18 protein-coding genes are annotated in these 19,257 nt (G+C 62.6%); 7 read left to right on the forward strand and 11 right to left on the reverse strand.

Going from position 1 to position 19,257, the window contains the following annotated elements:
- Positions 1-160 precede the first annotated feature (160 nt).
- From pip to MOP87_RS00880, 7 genes are all read left to right on the forward strand, one after another.
- Positions 161-1,132 carry a prolyl aminopeptidase gene (gene pip / locus MOP87_RS00850; protein WP_027914057.1) on the forward strand — a complete coding sequence of 324 codons (972 nt, stop codon included), beginning with the start codon at positions 161-163 and terminating at the stop codon, positions 1,130-1,132.
- Positions 1,129-1,566: a D-aminoacyl-tRNA deacylase gene (dtd, locus tag MOP87_RS00855; RefSeq protein ID WP_028687265.1), complete on the forward strand. Its 438-nt coding sequence runs from the start codon at positions 1,129-1,131 to the stop codon at positions 1,564-1,566. The genes pip and dtd overlap by 4 nt, the downstream gene beginning before the upstream one ends.
- A 264-nt stretch (positions 1,567-1,830) precedes the next feature.
- Positions 1,831-3,552: a glucan biosynthesis protein G gene (locus MOP87_RS00860; RefSeq protein WP_201870985.1), complete on the forward strand. Its 1,722-nt coding sequence runs from the start codon at positions 1,831-1,833 to the stop codon at positions 3,550-3,552.
- Positions 3,545-6,118 (forward strand): glucans biosynthesis glucosyltransferase MdoH, encoded by a 2,574-nt coding sequence (gene mdoH / locus MOP87_RS00865; RefSeq protein WP_027914054.1) that lies wholly within the window; start codon positions 3,545-3,547, stop codon positions 6,116-6,118. The genes MOP87_RS00860 and mdoH overlap by 8 nt, the downstream gene beginning before the upstream one ends.
- 242 nt (positions 6,119-6,360) lie before the next feature.
- Complete coding sequence (locus tag MOP87_RS00870) at positions 6,361-7,161, forward strand: transporter substrate-binding domain-containing protein (protein ID WP_023533017.1); 801 nt, start codon at positions 6,361-6,363, stop codon at positions 7,159-7,161.
- Between the two features lie 111 nt (positions 7,162-7,272).
- Positions 7,273-8,235, forward strand: coding sequence for an amino acid ABC transporter permease (locus MOP87_RS00875; protein WP_027914053.1), 963 nt, complete (start codon positions 7,273-7,275; stop codon positions 8,233-8,235).
- Positions 8,228-8,962 carry an amino acid ABC transporter ATP-binding protein gene (locus tag MOP87_RS00880; RefSeq protein ID WP_027914052.1) on the forward strand — a complete coding sequence of 245 codons (735 nt, stop codon included), beginning with the start codon at positions 8,228-8,230 and terminating at the stop codon, positions 8,960-8,962. Before MOP87_RS00875 ends, MOP87_RS00880 begins: the two co-directional genes overlap by 8 nt.
- 69 nt (positions 8,963-9,031) lie before the next feature.
- Here the strand turns inward: MOP87_RS00880 and MOP87_RS00885 are convergent, their stop codons facing one another.
- From MOP87_RS00885 to ubiE, 11 genes are all read right to left on the reverse strand, one after another.
- A complete protein-coding gene (locus MOP87_RS00885) occupies positions 9,032-10,975 on the reverse strand; it encodes a methyl-accepting chemotaxis protein (protein WP_028687263.1) in 1,944 nt (647 codons plus the stop codon).
- 256 nt (positions 10,976-11,231) lie between these two features.
- Complete coding sequence (locus tag MOP87_RS00890; protein WP_145279380.1) at positions 11,232-13,148, reverse strand: methyl-accepting chemotaxis protein; 1,917 nt, start codon at positions 13,146-13,148, stop codon at positions 11,232-11,234.
- A gap of 97 nt (positions 13,149-13,245) precedes the next feature.
- Positions 13,246-13,953: a 16S rRNA (uracil(1498)-N(3))-methyltransferase gene (locus MOP87_RS00895; protein ID WP_028687261.1), complete on the reverse strand. Its 708-nt coding sequence runs from the start codon at positions 13,951-13,953 to the stop codon at positions 13,246-13,248.
- Positions 13,950-14,735: a twin-arginine translocase subunit TatC gene (gene tatC / locus MOP87_RS00900; protein WP_027914048.1), complete on the reverse strand. Its 786-nt coding sequence runs from the start codon at positions 14,733-14,735 to the stop codon at positions 13,950-13,952. Before tatC ends, MOP87_RS00895 begins: the two co-directional genes overlap by 4 nt.
- Positions 14,732-15,109, reverse strand: a complete 378-nt coding sequence (tatB, locus tag MOP87_RS00905) for a Sec-independent protein translocase protein TatB (RefSeq protein WP_027914047.1) — start codon at positions 15,107-15,109, stop codon at positions 14,732-14,734. Before tatB ends, tatC begins: the two co-directional genes overlap by 4 nt.
- A 3-nt stretch (positions 15,110-15,112) precedes the next feature.
- Entirely contained in the window at positions 15,113-15,394 is a 282-nt protein-coding gene (locus MOP87_RS00910) for a twin-arginine translocase TatA/TatE family subunit (protein ID WP_027914046.1), read from the reverse strand.
- 54 nt (positions 15,395-15,448) lie between these two features.
- Positions 15,449-15,784: a phosphoribosyl-ATP diphosphatase gene (locus tag MOP87_RS00915; protein WP_023532983.1), complete on the reverse strand. Its 336-nt coding sequence runs from the start codon at positions 15,782-15,784 to the stop codon at positions 15,449-15,451.
- Position 15,785: 1 nt separating this feature from the next.
- A complete protein-coding gene (gene hisI, locus MOP87_RS00920) occupies positions 15,786-16,178 on the reverse strand; it encodes a phosphoribosyl-AMP cyclohydrolase (RefSeq protein ID WP_023533064.1) in 393 nt (130 codons plus the stop codon).
- Positions 16,179-16,250: 72 nt separating this feature from the next.
- Positions 16,251-17,867, reverse strand: a complete 1,617-nt coding sequence (gene ubiB, locus MOP87_RS00925) for a ubiquinone biosynthesis regulatory protein kinase UbiB (RefSeq protein WP_027914045.1) — start codon at positions 17,865-17,867, stop codon at positions 16,251-16,253.
- Positions 17,864-18,487, reverse strand: a complete 624-nt coding sequence (locus MOP87_RS00930; RefSeq protein WP_027914044.1) for an SCP2 sterol-binding domain-containing protein — start codon at positions 18,485-18,487, stop codon at positions 17,864-17,866. Before MOP87_RS00930 ends, ubiB begins: the two co-directional genes overlap by 4 nt.
- Positions 18,487-19,257, reverse strand: a complete 771-nt coding sequence (gene ubiE, locus MOP87_RS00935) for a bifunctional demethylmenaquinone methyltransferase/2-methoxy-6-polyprenyl-1,4-benzoquinol methylase UbiE (protein ID WP_027914043.1) — start codon at positions 19,255-19,257, stop codon at positions 18,487-18,489. The genes MOP87_RS00930 and ubiE overlap by 1 nt, the downstream gene beginning before the upstream one ends.

Raw genomic sequence — 19,257 nt, forward strand, 5'->3', positions numbered from 1 at the left:
AGGTGAAGGACTCTGTAGGGCCGGGGAAGGAGAAAGGAGGTAGATATATCTGCCCGGCAACTGTACCGGGCCAGGCATGGAGTTGATGTACAAGCATGCTCTGCGCTCAATTCAGGTTTATGATGGCTCACGGTCGAACAACCTTCACACGGAGTGCGCAATGCAGACCCTCTACCCGCAGATCAAACCCTACGCCCGGCACGATCTGGCCGTGGAAGCGCCACACGTGCTGTACGTCGATGAAAGCGGCTCACCCGAAGGTTTGCCAGTGGTCTTCATTCACGGCGGCCCGGGTGCAGGCTGCGACGCCCAGAGCCGGTGCTATTTCGATCCCACCCTGTACCGCATTATCACCTTCGACCAGCGCGGCTGTGGCCGCTCCACCCCCCATGCCAGCCTGGAAAACAACACCACCTGGCACCTGGTGGAGGACATGGAGCGCATCCGTGAACACCTGGGTATCGACAAGTGGGTACTGTTCGGCGGCTCATGGGGCTCCACGCTCGCGCTGGCCTATGCCCAGACCCACCCCGAACGCGTGCATGGTCTGATCCTGCGCGGCATCTTCCTGTGCAGGCCCCAGGAGATACAGTGGTTCTACCAGGAAGGTGCCAGCCGCCTGTTCCCCGACTACTGGCAGGACTACATTGCGCCCATCCCACCGGAGGAGCGCGGCGATATGGTCAGCGCGTTCCACAAGCGCCTGACCGGCTCCGACCAGATTGCCCAGATGCACGCGGCCAAGGCATGGTCCACTTGGGAGGGCCGCACGGCCACACTGCGGCCCAACCCCCTGGTAGTGGACCGGTTCTCCGAGCCGCAGCGGGCCTTGTCCATCGCCCGCATCGAATGCCACTACTTCATGAACAACGCCTTCCTGGAGCCGAACCAGCTGGTGCGCGACCTGCCCAGCATCGCCCACCTGCCGGCGGTGATCGTGCACGGGCGCTACGACGTGATCTGCCCACTGGACAACGCTTGGGAACTGCACCAGGCGTGGCCGAACAGTGAACTGAAGGTCATTCGCGATGCCGGGCATGCCGCATCCGAGCCGGGCATTACCGATGCTCTGGTGCGCGCAGCCGACCAGATGGCCAGGCGCCTGCTCGACTTGCCACTGGAAGAAGCATGAAGGGCCTGCTGCAACGGGTGCGCAACGCGCGGGTGGAAGTGCAGGGCCAGGTCATCGGCGCTGTCGAGCAAGGCCTGCTGGTGCTGGTGGCCGTGGAGCCGGACGACACCCGCGAGCATGCTGACAAGCTGCTGCACAAGCTGTTGAACTACCGCGTGTTCAGCGATGAGCAGGGCAAGATGAACCTGTCGTTGAAAGAAGTGGGGGGCGGGCTGCTGCTGGTCTCGCAGTTCACATTGGCGGCCGACACCCGCAACGGCATGCGCCCCAGCTTTTCCACGGCGGCGCCGCCGGCCTTGGGCGCCGAGCTGTTCGACTACCTGGTGACGCAAGCCAGAGACCGCCACGCCGACGTCGCTACCGGTCAGTTCGGTGCCGACATGCAGGTCCACCTGGTCAATGATGGCCCTGTAACATTGCTGTTACAAATTTAAGGTTAAAAAAAGCCGCTTTCTTGAATAAATAAGCGGTTCTATACCATAAATAGTTGTTGCAGCCTGATGCGTTGTCACGCGACCTGCTGGATAATCGCGCGCTGCATGAGGCCTGCGTTCGCAGGTCCGTTTCACTCTGACTCGAGCATTGTCCGTAGCCGTTTGGGGAATCATTACGCCCTTACGGGGTCCGAACAGTGCTCGCCAACCCGGCATTTGTCGCTGGCCGTTGGTTTCATGATCTGTTTTCGGCGAGGGTTGCTCGTGATTGTTAGTCCCCAAAAAGCATCAAGAATCCCCGGCGTCAGGCTGCGCAAGGCGCTGATGGCCAGCATGGCAATCGTTGGCCTGATGAGCGCGGGCCAGCTGTGGGCATTCAATCTTGACGATGTTGCAGCCAAGGCAAAGGATCTGGCCGGCCAGAAGTACGAAGCGCCCAAAAGCAACCTGCCGGCCGTGTTCCGCGACATGAAGTTCGCGGACTACCAGAAGATCCACTTCCTGCAGGAAAAGGCCGAGTGGGCCAACGACAAGACACCGTTCAAGCTGTCGTTCTACCACCAGGGCATGCACTTCGATACGCCGGTGAAAATCAACGAAGTCACCGCGACCAAGGTCCAGGAAATCAAGTACGACCCGAGCCGCTTCGAGTTCGGCGACGTGCCGCATGATGCCGATGCCACCAAGAACCTGGGCTATGCGGGCTTCCGCGTGCTGTACCCGATCAACAAGGCCGACAAGCAGGACGAAATCATGACCCTGCTTGGCGCCAGTTATTTCCGCGTCGTGGGCAAGGGCCATGTGTATGGCCTGTCGGCCCGTGGCCTGGCCATCGACACGGCGCTGCCTTCGGGCGAAGAATTCCCACGGTTCACCGAGTTCTGGGTCGAGAAGCCGCAGCCGGCCGACAAGCACCTGGTGATCTACGCGCTGCTGGACTCCCCGCGCTCAACCGGCGCCTACAAGCTCACCCTGCGTCCGGGCAACGACACGGTCGTTGACGTGCAGTCGCGCGTGTACCTGCGCGATCATGTCAGCCGCCTGGGTGTCGCGCCGCTGACCAGCATGTACCTGTTCGGCCCGAACCAGCCGTCCAAGGTCCTCAACTACCGTCCTGCGCTGCACGATTCCGAAGGCCTGTCCATCCATGCCGGCAACGGCGAGTGGCTGTGGCGCCCGCTGAATAACCCCAAGCACCTGTCGGTCAGCAATTTCAGCGTCGAGAACCCGCGCGGCTTCGGTCTGATGCAGCGCCAGCGCGCCTTCAGCGACTATGAAGACCTGGATGATAACTACCAGAAGCGCCCAAGTGCCTGGATCGAACCCAAAGGCGACTGGGGCAAGGGCTCCGTCGACCTGGTGGAAATCCCGACGGCCGACGAAACCAACGACAACATCGTTGCTTTCTGGAGCCCGGAAAAGCTGCCCGAGCCTGGCGAGGCGGCCGAGTTCGCCTACCGCCTGCATTGGACCATCGACGAACCCAAGTTCCAGGCGCCTGAGTTGGGCTGGGTCAAGCAGACCCTGCGCTCCACTGGCGACGTCAAGCAGTCCAACCTGATCCGCCAGCCTGATGGCAGCGTGGCTTTCCTGGTCGACTTCGCGGGCCCGGCACTTGCCGCCCTGCCTGAAGACACCCCGGTGCGCAGCCAGATCAGCGTGGGCGACAACGGTGAGGTGGTCGAGAACAACCTGCGCTACAACCCTGAAACCAAGGGCTGGCGCCTGACGCTGCGTCTGAAGGTCAAAGAAGCCAACAAGTCTACCGAAATGCGTGCAGCGCTGGTGCGCGATGTGCCCGTAGAGGCTCCAGCGCCTGCCACGGACGCCAAGCAGGACAAGGCGTCTGCCAAGCATGCCAAGGCCGAGAAAACTGCCAAGGCCGAACAACCTGCCGCCGACGCGGCGCCCACCGCCGAGGCTGCGGCCACCACCGAAAAGGTGCTGACCGAGACCTGGACCTATCAGTTGCCTGCCGATGAGTAACTCGAGCCCAAAGCCGGTATCGCTTGGCGAGTACCTGGCCCACCTTCCAATGAGCGATGAGCAGCGCGCGGAACTGGCCAATTGCGCATCGTTCAGTGAGCTGCACCAGCGCCTGGCGGCCAACTCGCACGCCAGCCCAGCCGAGGCCGTGCAGGCCTCGGTGGGCTCGCGCCTGACGGTCGGCACCGCGGGTGAACTGGAAGAGGCCGAGATGCTCGGGGTGGACGGTAACGGGCGCCTGTGCCTGAAGATCGCGCCGCCCATCACGCGTACCAAGGTCGTTCCCGAGCCATGGCGTACCAACCTGCTGGTGCGGGTATGGCGGCGCCTGACCGGGCGTACCAACGCACCGCAGCCACCCAAGCGTGAGTTGCCGGCGGCCCGCTGGCGCACTGTCGGCTCGATCCGCCGATACATCCTGCTGGCGCTGATGATCGGGCAGACACTGGTCGCTGGCTGGTACATGAAGAGCATCCTGCCCTACCAGGGCTGGTCGTTCGTCGATCTGGACGAAATCTTCGCTCAGCCGATCTGGGATACGGTGGTGCAGGTATGGCCGTACGCCTTGCAGACGTCCATCCTGATTCTCTTCGGGATTCTGTTCTGCTGGGTGTCGGCCGGCTTCTGGACTGCCCTGATGGGCTTCCTTGAGCTGCTGACCGGGCGCGACAAGTACAAGATTTCCGGCAGCAGTGCCGGCAACGAACCCATCGCGCCCGATGCACGTACTGCGCTGGTCATGCCGATCTGCAACGAAGACGTGCCGCGGGTGTTTGCAGGCCTGCGTGCAACGTTCGAGTCGGTAGCAGCCAGCGGTAACCTGGACCGTTTCGACTTCTTTGTGCTCAGCGACACCAACGACACCGACATTGCCGTTGCCGAGCAGCAGGCATGGCTGGACGTGTGCCGTGAAACCAAGGGGTTCGGCCGTATCTTCTACCGCCGTCGCCGGCGTCGGGTGAAGCGCAAGAGTGGTAACCTCGACGACTTCTGCCGCCGCTGGGGCAGCGAATACAAGTACATGGTGGTGCTGGACGCCGACAGCGTCATGAGCGGCGAATGCCTGAGCAGCCTGGTGCGCCTGATGGAGGCCAACCCTGATGCCGGCATCATCCAGACCGGGCCCAAGGCGTCGGGCATGGATACCCTGTATGCGCGCATGCAGCAGTTCGCCACGCGCGTATACGGCCCATTGTTCACGGCCGGCCTGCACTTCTGGCAGCTGGGTGAGTCGCACTACTGGGGGCACAATGCGATCATTCGCATGAAGCCGTTCATCGAACACTGCGCATTGGCGCCATTGCCAGGCAAGGGTGCGTTCGCTGGGGCCATTCTTTCCCACGACTTCGTCGAAGCCGCGCTCATGCGCCGCGCCGGTTGGGGCGTATGGATCGCCTATGACTTGCCGGGCAGCTACGAAGAACTGCCGCCCAACCTGCTCGACGAACTCAAGCGCGACCGTCGCTGGTGCCATGGCAACCTGATGAACTTCCGGCTGTTCCTGGTCAAGGGCATGCACCCGGTGCACCGTGCCGTGTTCCTGACGGGTGTCATGTCCTACCTGTCTGCGCCGTTGTGGTTCCTGTTCCTGGTGCTGTCCACGGCGTTGCTGGCGACCAACACCCTGATGGAGCCCCAGTACTTCATCGAGCCGTACCAGCTGTATCCGCTGTGGCCTCAATGGCACCCGGAAAAAGCCGTGGCGTTGTTCTCCACCACCATCGTGCTGCTGTTCCTGCCCAAATTGCTCAGCGTCATCCTGATCTGGGCCAAGGGCGCCGTTGAGTACGGCGGGCGGATCAAGGTCACCTTGTCGATGCTCATGGAAATGCTGTTCTCCATGTTGCTGGCGCCGGTGCGCATGATCTTCCACACCCGCTTCGTGCTTGCCGCGTTCCTGGGCTGGGCCGCCACCTGGAACTCCCCGCAGCGCGACGACGATTCCACACCCTGGAGCGAAGCGGTCAAGCGTCATGGTCCGCAGACCTTGCTGGGCGTGGCATGGGCAGGTCTGGTAGCCTGGCTGAACCCCAGTTTCCTGTGGTGGCTGACGCCGATCGTGGGCTCGTTGATGCTGTCCATTCCGGTCTCGGTCATTTCCAGCCGTACCCGCCTGGGTCTGGCCGCCAAGGACGAGAAGCTGTTCCTGATTCCTGAGGAATACGCCACACCGCAGGAGCTGCTGGCCACGGACCAGTACACCCACGAGAATCGCTGGCACGCCCTGCGCGACGGTTTTGTGCGCGCGGTAGTGGACCCGCGGCAGAATGCTCTGGCGTGTGCCATGGCCACTGCCCGGCACGGTCAGGCAGCGCCCATCGAGGCCATGCGTGCCGAACGCATCGTCAAAGCTCTGGAAGTTGGCCCCCATGGACTCGACCTGGGCACGCGCCTGGCATTGCTGAGCGACCCCGTGGCGCTGACCCGCCTGCACGAGCAGGTATGGTCGCAGCAGCACGCGGCATGGATCGATGCCTGGCGCGCCTCGATCAAGGGCGACCCGCATTCACCGTTGTTGCCGCTGCATCCTGAACATGAGGGTCAACCGGCACTCGCAGGCTCCTGACCTGCGCCATTGGCGGGCCAGCCCGTTCCGACCTACCCTGCAGCCGACGTTTGCAGGGTAGCGCCGGACCGGGTTGGCCCGCGACGCTTTTGCCCTTCGGGCCGATTTAGGCCAACAAAGTCCCCCCCGATGCTATATCGCCAGCGCGCCATGCGTTAGCATCCCTCTCCGATAGCTCATGGCGGCCCGCACGGCCGTACCAATAAGAAAACGCGCTACTTCTACTTTCAGGGGACTTGGTGATGTTCAAGAAATACCTTTCGCGGCTGCTGGTGGGCATGACCGCTCTGGTGGCGGTGTCCGCCGCCCAGGCCGGGGCCATCGACGAGGCCGTCAAGCGTGGCACGCTGCGTGTGGGCATGGACCCGACCTACATGCCGTTCCAGATGACCAACAAGCGTGGCGAGATCATTGGTTTTGAGGTCGACATCCTCAAGGCCATGGCCAAGTCGATGGGCGTCAAGTTCGAAGCGGTATCCACCGCCTACGACGGCATCATCCCCGCCCTGCTGACTGACAAGTTCGACATGATCGGCAGCGGCATGACCTTGACCCAGGAGCGCAACCTGCGCCTGAACTTCAGCGAGCCTTTCATCGTCGTGGGCCAGACCCTGCTGATCCGCAAGGACCTGGCCGGCGAGATCAAGTCGTACAAGGACCTGAACAACGAGAAGTACCGCCTGACCTCCAAGCTGGGTACCACCGGCGAGATGGTGTCCAAGAAGCTGATCGGCAAAGCCAAGTACCACGGCTATGACAATGAGCAGGAAGCGGTCATGGATGTGGTCAACGGCAAGGCAGACGCCTTCGTCTATGACGCGCCGTACAACGTAGTGGCCGTTGAGAAGGCCGGTGCTGGCAAGCTGCTGTTCCTCGAAGAACCCTTCACCTACGAGCCGCTGGCCTTCGGCCTGAAGAAAGGCGACTACGACAGCATCAACTTCATCAACAATTTCCTGCACCAGATCAAGCATGACGGGACCTACGATCGTATTCACGACAAGTGGTTCAAGAACAAGGACTGGCTCAAGGACATGGAATAAAAGGCAACTTCAGGCCGCAAGCTGCAGGCCGTAGCCAGTGACCGACCTTGTGGGGTCGGCTACAGGCTGCGGCTTGCGGCTTGCGGCCTGCCGTTTTCCGGAGTATCCAAAGTGATCAAACACAAGAAGGCCCAGTGGCCCTGGCATGGGCTGACTGCACTGGTCCTGGTAGGCCTGGCCGTCAGCCTGTACATGGCGACCTCGATGATTTCCTACGAGTGGCGCTGGAACCGCGTCCCTCAGTATTTCGCTTACCAAGCCGAAGACGTACAGCGCGCGACCGACTATGGCACCGTGCAGGAAATCGTCATCTCCGGTGATGAAGCCCGCGTCACCCTGAAGGATGAAAGCGGGGAGCTTCAGGTCCTGGACGTGGCCAAGGACAGCCTGCAACTGAGCCGCGGCGACGATGTGGCCGAAGGGGACCAGATTGGCGTGACCCGGCACTGGGCCGCAGGTCCACTGGCCTGGGGGTTGTGGACCACCCTGTGGATTTCGGTGGTGTCCGGTGCGCTGGGGCTGGTGATCGGGCTGGTGGCCGGCCTGTGCCGGTTGTCGACCAACCCGACGCTGCATGACCTGTCGACCGTGTATGTCGAACTGGTGCGCGGTACGCCGTTGCTGGTTCAGATCTTCATCTTCTACTTCTTCATCGGCACGGTCCTGAACCTGTCCCGCGAGTTCGCCGGTGTCGCCGCCCTGGCGCTGTTCACAGGCGCCTATGTGGCCGAAATCGTGCGTGCTGGCGTGCAGTCCATCGCCAAGGGGCAGAACGAAGCGGCGCGCTCGCTGGGCCTCAATGCCGGCCAGTCGATGCGTCACGTGATACTGCCCCAGGCATTCAAGCGTGTACTGCCGCCGCTGGCCGGTCAGTTCATCAGCCTGGTCAAGGACACGTCGCTGGTGTCGGTGATCGCCATTACCGAACTGACGAAAAGCGGACGGGAAGCCATCACCACCTCGTTCTCGACCTTCGAGATCTGGTTCTGCGTGGCAGGTTTGTACCTGCTGATCAACCTGCCGCTGTCGCACATTGCCAGCCGGCTCGAGCGGAGGCTTGCGCAAAGTGATTGAAGTCCGTGACCTGCTCAAGGTATTCGACACCCGTGGCCATGTGGTACGGGCGGTCGACAACGTCACCACGCACGTGGCAAAAGGCGAAGTGGTCGTGGTCCTCGGCCCTTCAGGCTCTGGCAAGTCGACCTTCTTGCGTTGCCTCAACGGCCTGGAGCATTTCGACGAGGGCCATGTGGCCATCGCCGGCCTGGATCTGGCGCACCCCAAGACCGACATCAACGCCTATCGCCGCGAAGTCGGCATGGTGTTCCAGCATTTCAACCTGTTCCCGCACATGACCGTGCTGGAAAACCTGTGCCTGGCGCAGAAGGTAGTGCGCAAGCGCAGCAAGGCCGACCGCGAGGCCAAGGCTCGGGCCTTGTTGCAAAAGGTGGGGATCGCGGAGAAAGCCAACGAGTATCCGTCACGGTTGTCGGGCGGTCAGCAGCAACGGGTCGCGATTGCCCGCGCGTTGGCCATGGACCCGAAAGTGATGCTGTTCGACGAGCCCACCTCGGCGCTGGACCCGGAAATGGTAGGGGAGGTGCTGGATGTGATGAAGACCCTGGCCCTGGAAGGCATGACCATGGTCTGCGTCACCCATGAAATGGGCTTTGCACGAGAAGTGGCCGACCGCGTGCTGTTCTTCGACCATGGCAAGCTGCTGGAAGACTCGCCGCCCGCGGAATTCTTTGCCGCACCGAAAGACCCCCGTGCGCAGGCGTTTTTGCGGCAAGTGCTCTGAAAGTGAAGGCTACCCTCGCGCAGTGGGTAGCCTTCGGATTGTGCGCTACAGGGCTCCCAAACCAAGCGCTCAGATGTTGAACCGCCTTACCATCCCCCGCAGTTGCTGCCCCAACTGCTCCAGCTCACCACTCGATGCTGCAGTCTGTTCGCTGGCTGCACTGGTCTGATCGGACGCATCACGCACATTCAGCACGCTGCGATTGATCTGTTCGGCCACCACGCTCTGCTGTTCGCTGGCCGTGGCAATCTGCTGGTTCATGCCTTGGATGCTCGAGACCGTCCCTGTGATCTGGCTCAGCGCATCGCCTGCCCTGCGGCTTAACTCCACGCTTTGCTCTGTGAGGTTCTTGCTGCTGTCCAGCAAGCGCGTGACTTCGTCGGTGCCGTTGTGCAGGCTGTCGATCAGTTGACCGATTTCTTCCGTGGCGGTGGAGGTGCGCTGGGCCAGGCCGCGCACTTCATCGGCCACTACCGCGAAGCCCCGCCCGGCTTCACCCGCCCGCGCCGCCTCGATCGCGGCGTTGAGTGCCAGCAGGTTGGTCTGTTCGGAGACCGACTTGATCACGTCCAGAATACTGCCGATGCGCTGACTCTCGCCGGCCAGATGCTGCATGGCTGCCAGGCAATGGTCCATCTGCCCGGACAACTGTTCAATGCGGCCAATCGCTTCGGTCACCACCTGATCGCCCACCTGCGCCTGTTGGTCGGCATTGGTGGCGGCCATCGATGCCTGCTCTGCGTTCTGCGCCACCTCCTGGACCGTGGCGCTCATCTGGTTCATGGCAGTGGCAACCTGGTCGGTTTCTTCTCGCTGCTGGCTGATGCGCACCTTGGTGTCTTCGCTGCTGGAGGCCAGTTGCGACGCGGCTTGCGAGAGTTGCCCGACACCGTGGTCGATGCCGCCGATCAGTTCGCGCAAACTTATCGTCATCTCACGCATGCTGGCCTGGAGCTTGCCCATCTCGTCGCGGCGCTGCACCGGTTCGACCTGGCTCAGGTCCCCTTTGGCGATACGTGCCGCCACATCCAGGGTCTGGCGCAGCGGTTGGGTGATCTGCAATGTGATCAGCCACCCGGCGATCACACCGACCACTAGCGCCAGCAGCGCCACGGTGGTCAACAGCGAGCGGGCGGCCAGTGCTTCCCTGTCGCGTTGTTCGACTTTGCGCTTGCCAAGCTCCAGGCTCACCGAGCGCAACTCGTCGCCGCGGCGCTCCATCGTGTTTTGCAGTTGCTCGGCCTTGACGGCGACCTGGCGGTACTGGTCCAGGGTCGCGCGGTATCGGGCCAATTCGGTGCCTGGTTGCTCGATCACCGTGCGCGGCAGCCCGAGAGGCGCCAGGCCCTTGACCAGTTGAGCCAGGCTGGTACTTGCGGCCTCCAAGGCGCTTTCACCGACTTTGGCGAAGTCTTCGACAGGGGAGAAGGTGTAGGCCGGTACCAGGCTTTGCTGGTTGGCGCTCTCCACATGCCGGCTCAGTGTGTCCATCATGCCCAGCACGTTGGTCTGCTGCCCATCGGCAGGCATCTTCAACAGGGCCTGGGTTTCAAGTTCATCGATGGCCGTGCTGAGTTTCTGCCCCTGAACGAGCAGGGCCTGGCGCAAGGTGGTGCGGCTGTTGGCAGTGCGCTGCAGTTCGGCAAAATCATCGCGCAATTGCTGCAGCAAACCCAGTTTTTCGGTCAGCATCTGCCGTGACTCTTCGACATTGCTGCGCTGCTGCAGCGTAGTCAGCATGTTGCTCAATTGCTCGAGGATGCGGCCGATCCGAGTCTTGCTCTGCTCATCGTCGAGCACACGGTACGTGATGCGCTCAGCGCGCAGGTCCTTGGTCAGGTCATTGATTTCGCCAATTTCACTCAGTTGCTGCGAACGAACGATGGCGCCGTCCAGGGCGCGCCAGCCACTGATCGTGGTGACCAGCGTGAGCAGCAGGACCACGGCGAAACCGAGGGCCAACTTGGCGGCGACGCTGATGTTGCCGAGCTTGCGGTTGAGGTAACCGAGCATGGGGATTCTCCGTGCAAGTGGAAGGAATGAAGAGCACGCGCAATGCGTGCAAGCCATCCCTGCCCATCGGCGGAGGACCTGTAGGACTTGACCTGAAACCCGCGTAGGAAAATTCGGACCATATGGTCAGATCTTTTACGGTTACATAAGCCTTTCGAGCGCAACCGCACGTCTTTCAAAGAGGCTGCGTGGCAGCCTCAGTCTGAATGCGCCGATTGACCGGCACTGTCATTGGCCGTGTCGACAGGCCTGCCCGTCAGAGCTTGAAACGCCTCACCAAACCCTGCAAATGAGTGCCTAGGCGTGCCAGCTCCACACTGGAGCTGGCAGTCTGTTCGCTGGCCGCCGAGGTCTGGTCGGAAATGTCCCGTACGTTGATCACGCTGCGGTTGATCTCTTCGGCCACCGCCGTCTGCTCCTCGGCTGCCGTGGCGATCTGCTGGTTCATCGCCTGGATGGAGGAGACGGTGCGGGTGATGTTTTCCAGCGAACTACCTGCACGGCGGGTCAGTTCGACGGTGCTGTCGGTGAGTTGCCGGCTGCTGTCCATCACGCTCGCTGCGCGCTGTGTGCCGCTTTGCAAACCGGCGATCAGTTCCTCGATCTCCTCGGTGGATTGCTGTGTGCGTTGTGCCAGGCTGCGCACCTCGTCAGCCACCACTGCAAACCCGCGCCCGGCTTCGCCTGCACGGGCCGCTTCGATCGCCGCGTTGAGCGCCAGCAGGTTGGTCTGCTGGGCCACCGACTTGATCACATCCAGTACGCTGCCGATCTTGTCGCTTTCACCCTTGAGCTGGCTCATGGCCTCGCTGGAGTTGGCCACCTCGCTGGCCAGCCGCTCAATCTGCGCCACCGCTTCGCTGACCACACGATCGCCCTCACGGGCCTGCTGGTCGGCCATGACGGCTGCTTCCGAGGCCTGCTCGGCGTTGCGTGCCACGTCGTGAACGGTCGCTGTCATCTGGTTCATCGCCGTGGCAACCTGGTCTGTCTCGACTTTCTGGTTGGTAACGCCTGCGCTGGTCTGCTCGGTCACCGCCGAGAGCTCTTCGGCGGCACTGGCAATCTGGGTTACACCATCGCCGATGCCGCCAATCAGCTCGCGCAGGCCTTGGGTCATGCGCTGCATGCTGGCCTGCAACTGGCCAAGCTCGTCTCTACGCAACGAAGGTTCATGCAGGGTGAGGTCGCCGTTGGCCACCCGTTCAGCTCCACGCAGCGCCTCGCGCAGCGGCAGGATGATCTGACGGGTGATCACCCAGGCCGCCAGCAGGCTCAGCAAGACGGCCAGGCCAGTGGCCAACCCCAGCAACGCTTTTGCCTGGGCAGCGGCGGTGTCACGCACCTGGGTCTGCGATGTGGTCATGGCCTGGCTGGTCTGCATCAAGGTCACGCCTTGATCGGCCATTTGCTGCAACGCCTGGGCGCTGGCGCTCTGCGCTTCGCCGAACTGCATCACGGCGTCGCGGTAGCCGCCCATGGCGGTACTGGCGTCGGTCAGGCCGGCGGCGAATTCGGCAGGCAGCTTGGCGGGCAGCCCTCGCAACTCGTCCAGCGCCTGGTCGATGGCCTTGAGTGCGGTCTGCTGATAATCGGCATTACCGCTGTAGGTGTAACCACGCACCTGGAATCGCGCTTGCTGGAGCAGGCTGTTGACGGTGACGGCATATTGGTACTGGGTGATATCGCCCGCTTGAAGCAGGCGCTGCTGAACGCGTCCTACCAGTTCGACTGCCTTGTCCGCGCTGTCCCCCAGCACGCCGCGGCTGGCCTCGCGTCGCACATTCGCCTGCTTGAGCTGCGCGAAGGCCTGCTGGTAGGCCGCTACTGCATCGCGCTGCTGTTCGAGTCGCTGGTGATCGGCGGGTTCGTCGATCTGGCCGAGCATCAGCTGAACCTGACGATCCAGAGTGCCAAGCGCCTTCTCCATCTCACCGATCGAGGCGTCGTCGCGCTGGCGCTCATAATGCTGACGTGCAATGCGCAGCTCCTGGGCGTACTGCTGGATGACCGAGATGTTGCCCAGCTTGTCACCCCTGGCTGTGATGCTGTTCATGCCGTGCCAACCGGTCAGGGTGATGATCAGCGTCAGCAGCAGTACCAGGCCAAAGCCCAGCGCCAGTTTGCGGGTTACACTCACGTTGCCCAAAAGCTGGGCTAACCATCGATTCATAGAAACTCCCTGGCGGCTTGGCAGCACGATTCGTTGTTGTTGCCAATGCCATCGGCCAGGGAAGCGGAAACTTGATGGGGCAAAGCTGACCAGGTCGTCAGAATATGCGTGAGAGCAAGGCCGTGACGGCCGTTTCCACACGCAGGATGCGCGCACCGAGCTGCACTGGGGCCAAACCCGCCTTGCCCAGCAGATCGACCTCGTAGGGGATCCAGCCGCCTTCCGGACCAATGGCCAGGGTGACTGGCTGTTCTACAGCGCGAGGGCAGGCAGGATAATCACCTGGGTGACCGACCAGCCCAAGGGTGCCTTCAGCGATGGCGGGCAGACGGTCCTCGACGAACGGCTTGAAGCGTTTTTCGATGATGACTTCCGGCAGCACCGTGTCACGTGCCTGCTCCAGCCCCAATATCAGGTTTTCACGGATGACGTCGGGCTGAAGGAAGGGGGTCTGCCAGAAGCTCTTTTCCACCTTGTAGCTGTTGAGCAGGATCAGGCGAGGCACCCCAAGGGTGGCGACGGTCTGGAACAGCCTGCGCAGCATCTTGGGCCGTGGCACCGCCAGCACCAGGGTCAACGGCAGCTTGGCCGGTGGCGCCTGGTCGAAGCTGACGTGAAGCTCGGCTTCATGACGCTCCAGGCGCTGCACCGTCGCCAGGCCCATCAGGCCGTTGATGCGGCCTACGCGCAGGGTGTCGCCGACGGCGACCCCGTGCACATCCTGCATATGGACGAAGCGCCGATCAGCCAATACGACGCGGTCGGCCGCGATGAAATCGGCCTCCTCCAGCAACAGCAGGTTCACGACTGCGTCGCGGGTGGCTGGTCTTGATCATCGGCAGGCTGTTCGTCGCTGCCACGCTTGCGAATCAGGCTGCCGCACAGCACGCCGACCTCGAACAGCAGCCACATGGGGACGGCCAACAGGGTCTGGGAGAAGATGTCCGGAGGCGTCAGCACCATGCCGACCACGAAGCAGCCAATGATCACGTAGGGGCGGATCTTCTTCAGGTACTTCACATCGACCACGCCAATCCAGACCAACAGCACCACGGCCACCGGAATCTCGAAGGCCACGCCGAAGGCGAAGAACAGCGTCATCACGAAGTCCAGGTAGCTGGCGATGTCGGTCATCATCGAGACGCCCTCGGGCGTTGCGCTGGCGAAGAAGCCGAAGATCAACGGGAAGACCAGGAAATAGGCAAAGGCCATGCCGGCGTAGAACAGCACGATGCTCGACATCAGCAGCGGTATGGCGATGCGCTTTTCATGGCGGTACAGGCCCGGCGCGATGAAACCCCAGATCTGCTGCAGAATGAAGGGGATCGCCAGGAACAGCGAAACGATCATGGTCAGCTTGAACGGCGTCAGGAAGGGCGAGGCCACGTCGGTGGCAATCATGGTCGCATTGGCGGGCAGATGATCACGCAGCGGCGCCGAGACCAGTGTGTAGATCTGCTGGGCGAAGGAAAACAGCCCGGCAAAGATCAGGAAGATGACGGCAACGCAACGCAGCAAGCGGGTGCGCAGTTCGGTCAAGTGCGAAACCAGCGGCATGGGCTGGTCGTGTTCCGGATTCTCGCTCATGGGGCTCGCGGCGGCTCGGGCGGTACGGGAGTAGGGTGCGCAGTGGCATCGGTTTCGGCTGATGTGGCTGGCAGGCCGGCAGGCGGCTGCACGGTTGCCGTGGTCACCGGAGGCTGGGCAGGCGGCGCATTGGGGTTGAGGATGCGCTTGGCCTGCTCTTCCATGTGCATGATGTGCTCGTTGTGCAGCTGGCGGCGGATGTCATCGGCGCCGATTTCACGCTCGACTTCCATCTTGATGCTGTTGAAGCTGCGTTTGAGCCGACCGATCCATAAGCCTGCCGTGCGGGCGGCGCCCGGCAGGCGCTCGGGGCCGAGCACCAGCAGGGCGACGAGGCCGACGAGCAGCAGCTCGCTGAAACTGATGCCGAACATAAGTCAGTCTTTCCGCTGCGGCTCTTGGACCGGTTGGGCCTGGCCTTCGATGGTGTGGCCCTGGCTGGCTTGGGCGGTGGTGTGCACCGGTTGCACAGGGGGTACGGGCTGGGCCGGAGGAGGGGTAGGTTCAGCTGGCTTGGTTTCCTCTTCGTTCATGGCCTTGCGAAAGCCCTTGATCGATTCGCCCAGGTCGCTGCCCAGGTTCTTCAGCTTCTTGGTGCCGAACACCAGCACGACCACGACCAGCAGGACGATCCAGTGTTTCCAGTCAAAGATACCCATTTCGTACTCCCGAAAATTGTGTGAAGGTCACCGGGCGTCAGCCCTGAACATACATCAGGCCGAAGGCTGGCGGGCGGCTTTTTCGTCATGGCCCGACAACCCGAAGCGCCGGTCGAGCTCATCGAGCACGGCCTGCGGGTGCTGACCCAGGGCGCTGAGCATCACCAGGCTGTGAAACCACAGGTCGGCCGTCTCATAGATGACGTCGCTGCAGTCCTTGCTAAGCGCAGCATCCTTGGCGGCAATGATGGTTTCGACCGACTCTTCGCCGAGCTTTTCCAGAATCTTGTTGAGGCCCTTGTGGTACAGACTGGCCACATAGGAGCTGTCCGGCGCTGCCTGCTTGCGTTCTTCGAGCACGGCGGCCAGCCGGTTGAGGGTGTCGCTCATGTCAGTGTCCTGCGTCGTAGATGGCGTGCGGGTCTTTCAGAACCGGGTCGACGGTGGCCCATTGGCCATTCGAATAGACGCGGTAGAAGCAGCTTTCCCGGCCGGTATGGCAGGCAATGTGGCCCACCTGTTCGACCATGAGGATGATCACGTCGGCGTCGCAGTCCAGGCGCATTTCGTGAAGCTTTTGCACATGGCCCGACTCTTCGCCCTTGCGCCACAGTTTGCCACGCGAGCGCGACCAATAGATGGCGCGTTGCTCAGCAGCGGTCAACGCCAGTGCTTCACGGTTCATCCACGCCATCATCAGCACGCGTCCGGTCTTGTGGTCCTGGGCGATGGCAGGCACCAGGCCATCGCTGTTCCACTTGATCTCGTCCAGCCAGTCTTTCATCGTCGACTCCAAAACGGGCCCGTCTGCGTCGCGGGCCTTTTGCGCTAGTGTGCCAGCCACGGGCGCGGCTGGCTATTGGCGCACGATCAGGTAAAGGCCTGCGGCCAGCATCAACCAGGCCGGCCACGCAGTAGCTGCCGCCAGGCTACCGGCCTGCAGGGCGACACCGCCCAGGATCACGCCCCCGCCCAGCAAGCCGGCACCGAGCAGGCGCAGGGCCCAATGATCGCCATGTCGGCGCTCGGGCATCTTGGGGTCGTGCAGGTGCGGTTGCGACAGGCGTTCGAGCAAGTCCCGGGTCATGTTGGCCAGGTGAGGCAACTGCTCAGCCTGGCTGTGCAGGTTGCCCAGCAACGCCTTGGGGCTCATGCGCTGACGCATCCAGCGCTCAAGATAAGGCTTGGCCGTGCTCCACAGGTCCAGCTCGGGGTACAGCTGACGCCCCAGGCCTTCGATGTTGAGCAGGGTCTTCTGCAGCAGCACCAGTTGAGGTTGCACTTCCATGTTGAAGCGGCGCGCGGTCTGGAACAGGCGCATCAGCACCTGGCCGAAGGAAATGTCCTTGAGGGGTTTTTCGAAGATCGGCTCGCACACGGTGCGAATGGCCGCTTCGAACTCATTGACCTTGGTATTGGCCGGCACCCAGCCCGAGTCGATGTGCAGCTGGGCGACGCGGCGATAGTCGCGCTTGAAGAAGGCAATCAGGTTGCGCGCGAGGTAATCCTGGTCTTCATCGGTAAGGCTGCCGACGATGCCGCAGTCGATGGCAATGTATTTGGGGCTCCACGGCTTGACCGTGCTCACGAAGATGTTGCCCGGGTGCATGTCGGCGTGGAAGAAGCTGTCGCGAAACACCTGCATGAAGAACACTTCGACGCCGCGTTCGGCCAGCATCTTCATGTCGGTGCGCTGATCGGCGAGGGTGGCCATGTCGGTCACCGGTACGCCATAGATACGCTCCATCACCAGCACTTTCGGCCGGCACCAGTCCCAGTAGACCTGGGGCACGTACATCAGCTCGGAATCCTCGAAATTGCGCCGCAGCTGGCTGGCATTAGCCGCCTCGCGAAGCAGGTCGAGTTCGTCGTAGATGGTTTTTTCGTAATCGCCGACAACGTCCACCGGGTGCAGGCGGCGTGCATCGGCAGAGATGCGTTCGGCGCCCTTGGCGATCAGGAACAGCCAGGCGATGTCGGCAGCGATGATCGGCTTGAGCCCCGGTCGGACCACCTTGACCACCACTTCTTCACCGCTTTTCAGGCGTGCAGCGTGCACTTGCGCCACCGATGCGGAGGCCAGGGGCTCCACGTCGAAGCGGCTGAACACCTCACTCACCTTGGCCCCAAGCTGGGCTTCGATCAGCGCCACGGCCTTCTGCGGATCGAACGGCGGTACGCGGTCCTGCAGCAGCATCAGTTCGTCGGCAATATCGGTGGGCAGCAAGTCGCGCCGGGTAGACAGCAGCTGGCCGAACTTGATGAAGATAGGCCCCAGGTCCTGCAGCGCCATGCGCAACCGCGCACCGCGGCTCAGCTCGGAGGCCCGACGCGGCAGCCAGCGCCACGGCAACAGCAGGCGCAGGCTCATCAACCACCAGGGCAGAGGGTAGTCGAACAGCAGGTCATCGAGCCGGTAGCGGATGACGACGCGCTGGATGCGGAAAAGGCGGCGGAAGGCGAGCAGCTTCATGCGTTATCGCTGGAATCAAGGGATCGGGAAAGGCGCAGGATGCGCGCCTCGAGGCGTTCTGTATCGACCTTCATGGCATCGAGTTCGCTGAAGGCGGCCTCGGCTTCGCGCTTGCCTACCAGCGTACGCGATTCTTCCGCCAGGTACTCGGACAGGCTCTGGCTCAAGCGCGCCAGGCCTTGGCGGGTCCAGCGGGTGCGCAGGCGAATGTGCCCTGCGATCAGGGACGTGGGCACTGGGCCCAGCCACTTCTGCAGCTCATGCTCCCAGTCCAGCTCGAGGTCCTGGAGAATGCCGAACAGATCGAGCAGGGCCGCGGTGTCGCCATGCAATTGCACCTGTGGGCTGTGCAGGACTGCTGTCTTGTCCCGCGACAACGCCAGGTGCGCCAGGCTCGCTGCCGGTGCACGCAGCCGACAGTCGACCTCGCCTTCCCAGGCACTGGCCAGCATCAGGCCCTGTTCGTCGGGCAGGATGAAGACCTGCATGGCCGGTTGGCGGCAGTCGATCTCGATGACCTTGCCTTCCAGCGCCGCCAGCCTTGGCAATGCCGTGCTGTCCATGCGCAGGACGCGGTTCAGGCCATGTTCGGCGCTGGCGAGCAGACCGGCCATGAGCATCAGGGCTTGATCCCCCGGTGCACGGCCACGATGCCGCTGGTCATGTTGTGGTAGGTCACCCGGTCGAACCCGGCTTGCACCATCATGGCCTTGAGGGTTTCCTGGTCAGGGTGCATGCGGATCGATTCGGCCAGGTAGCGGTAGCTCTCGGAGTCGTTGGTGATGAGCTTGCCGGCCAGGGGCATGAAGGCGAACGAATAGGCGTCGTAGGCCTTGGACATCAGCTTGTTGGTCGGCTTGGAGAACTCCAGCACCAGCAGGCGGCCGCCCGGCTTGAGCACGCGCAGCATGGAACGAATGGCGTCTTCCTTGTGGGTGACGTTGCGCAGGCCGAAGGCGATGGTCACGCAATCGAAATGGTTGTCCGGAAACGGCAGCTTCTCAGCGTCGGCCTGGACGAACTCGATGTTGCCGGCCACGCCACGGTCCAGCAGGCGGTCGCGGCCGACCTTGAGCATGGACTCGTTGATGTCGGCCAGCACCACGTGCCCGGTCGGGCCCACCAGGCGCGCGAACTTGGCTGCCAGGTCGCCCGTACCGCCGGCGATGTCGAGCACACGGTTGCCGCTGCGAACGCCCGACAGCTCGATGGTGAAGCGCTTCCACAGGCGGTGCATGCCGCCGGACAGCACGTCGTTCATCAGGTCGTATTTGGCCGCCACCGAGTGGAACACTTCGGCGACTTTGCGCGCCTTCTGGCTCTCAGGCACGTCCTGGTAGCCAAAATGGGTCGTGGGTTCGGCGTGGTCGCCTTTGCGCTGGTCGTTCAT

It is taken from the genome of Pseudomonas sp. I3-I5, from assembly GCF_022699445.1.
Classification (GTDB): domain Bacteria; phylum Pseudomonadota; class Gammaproteobacteria; order Pseudomonadales; family Pseudomonadaceae; genus Aquipseudomonas; species Aquipseudomonas fulva.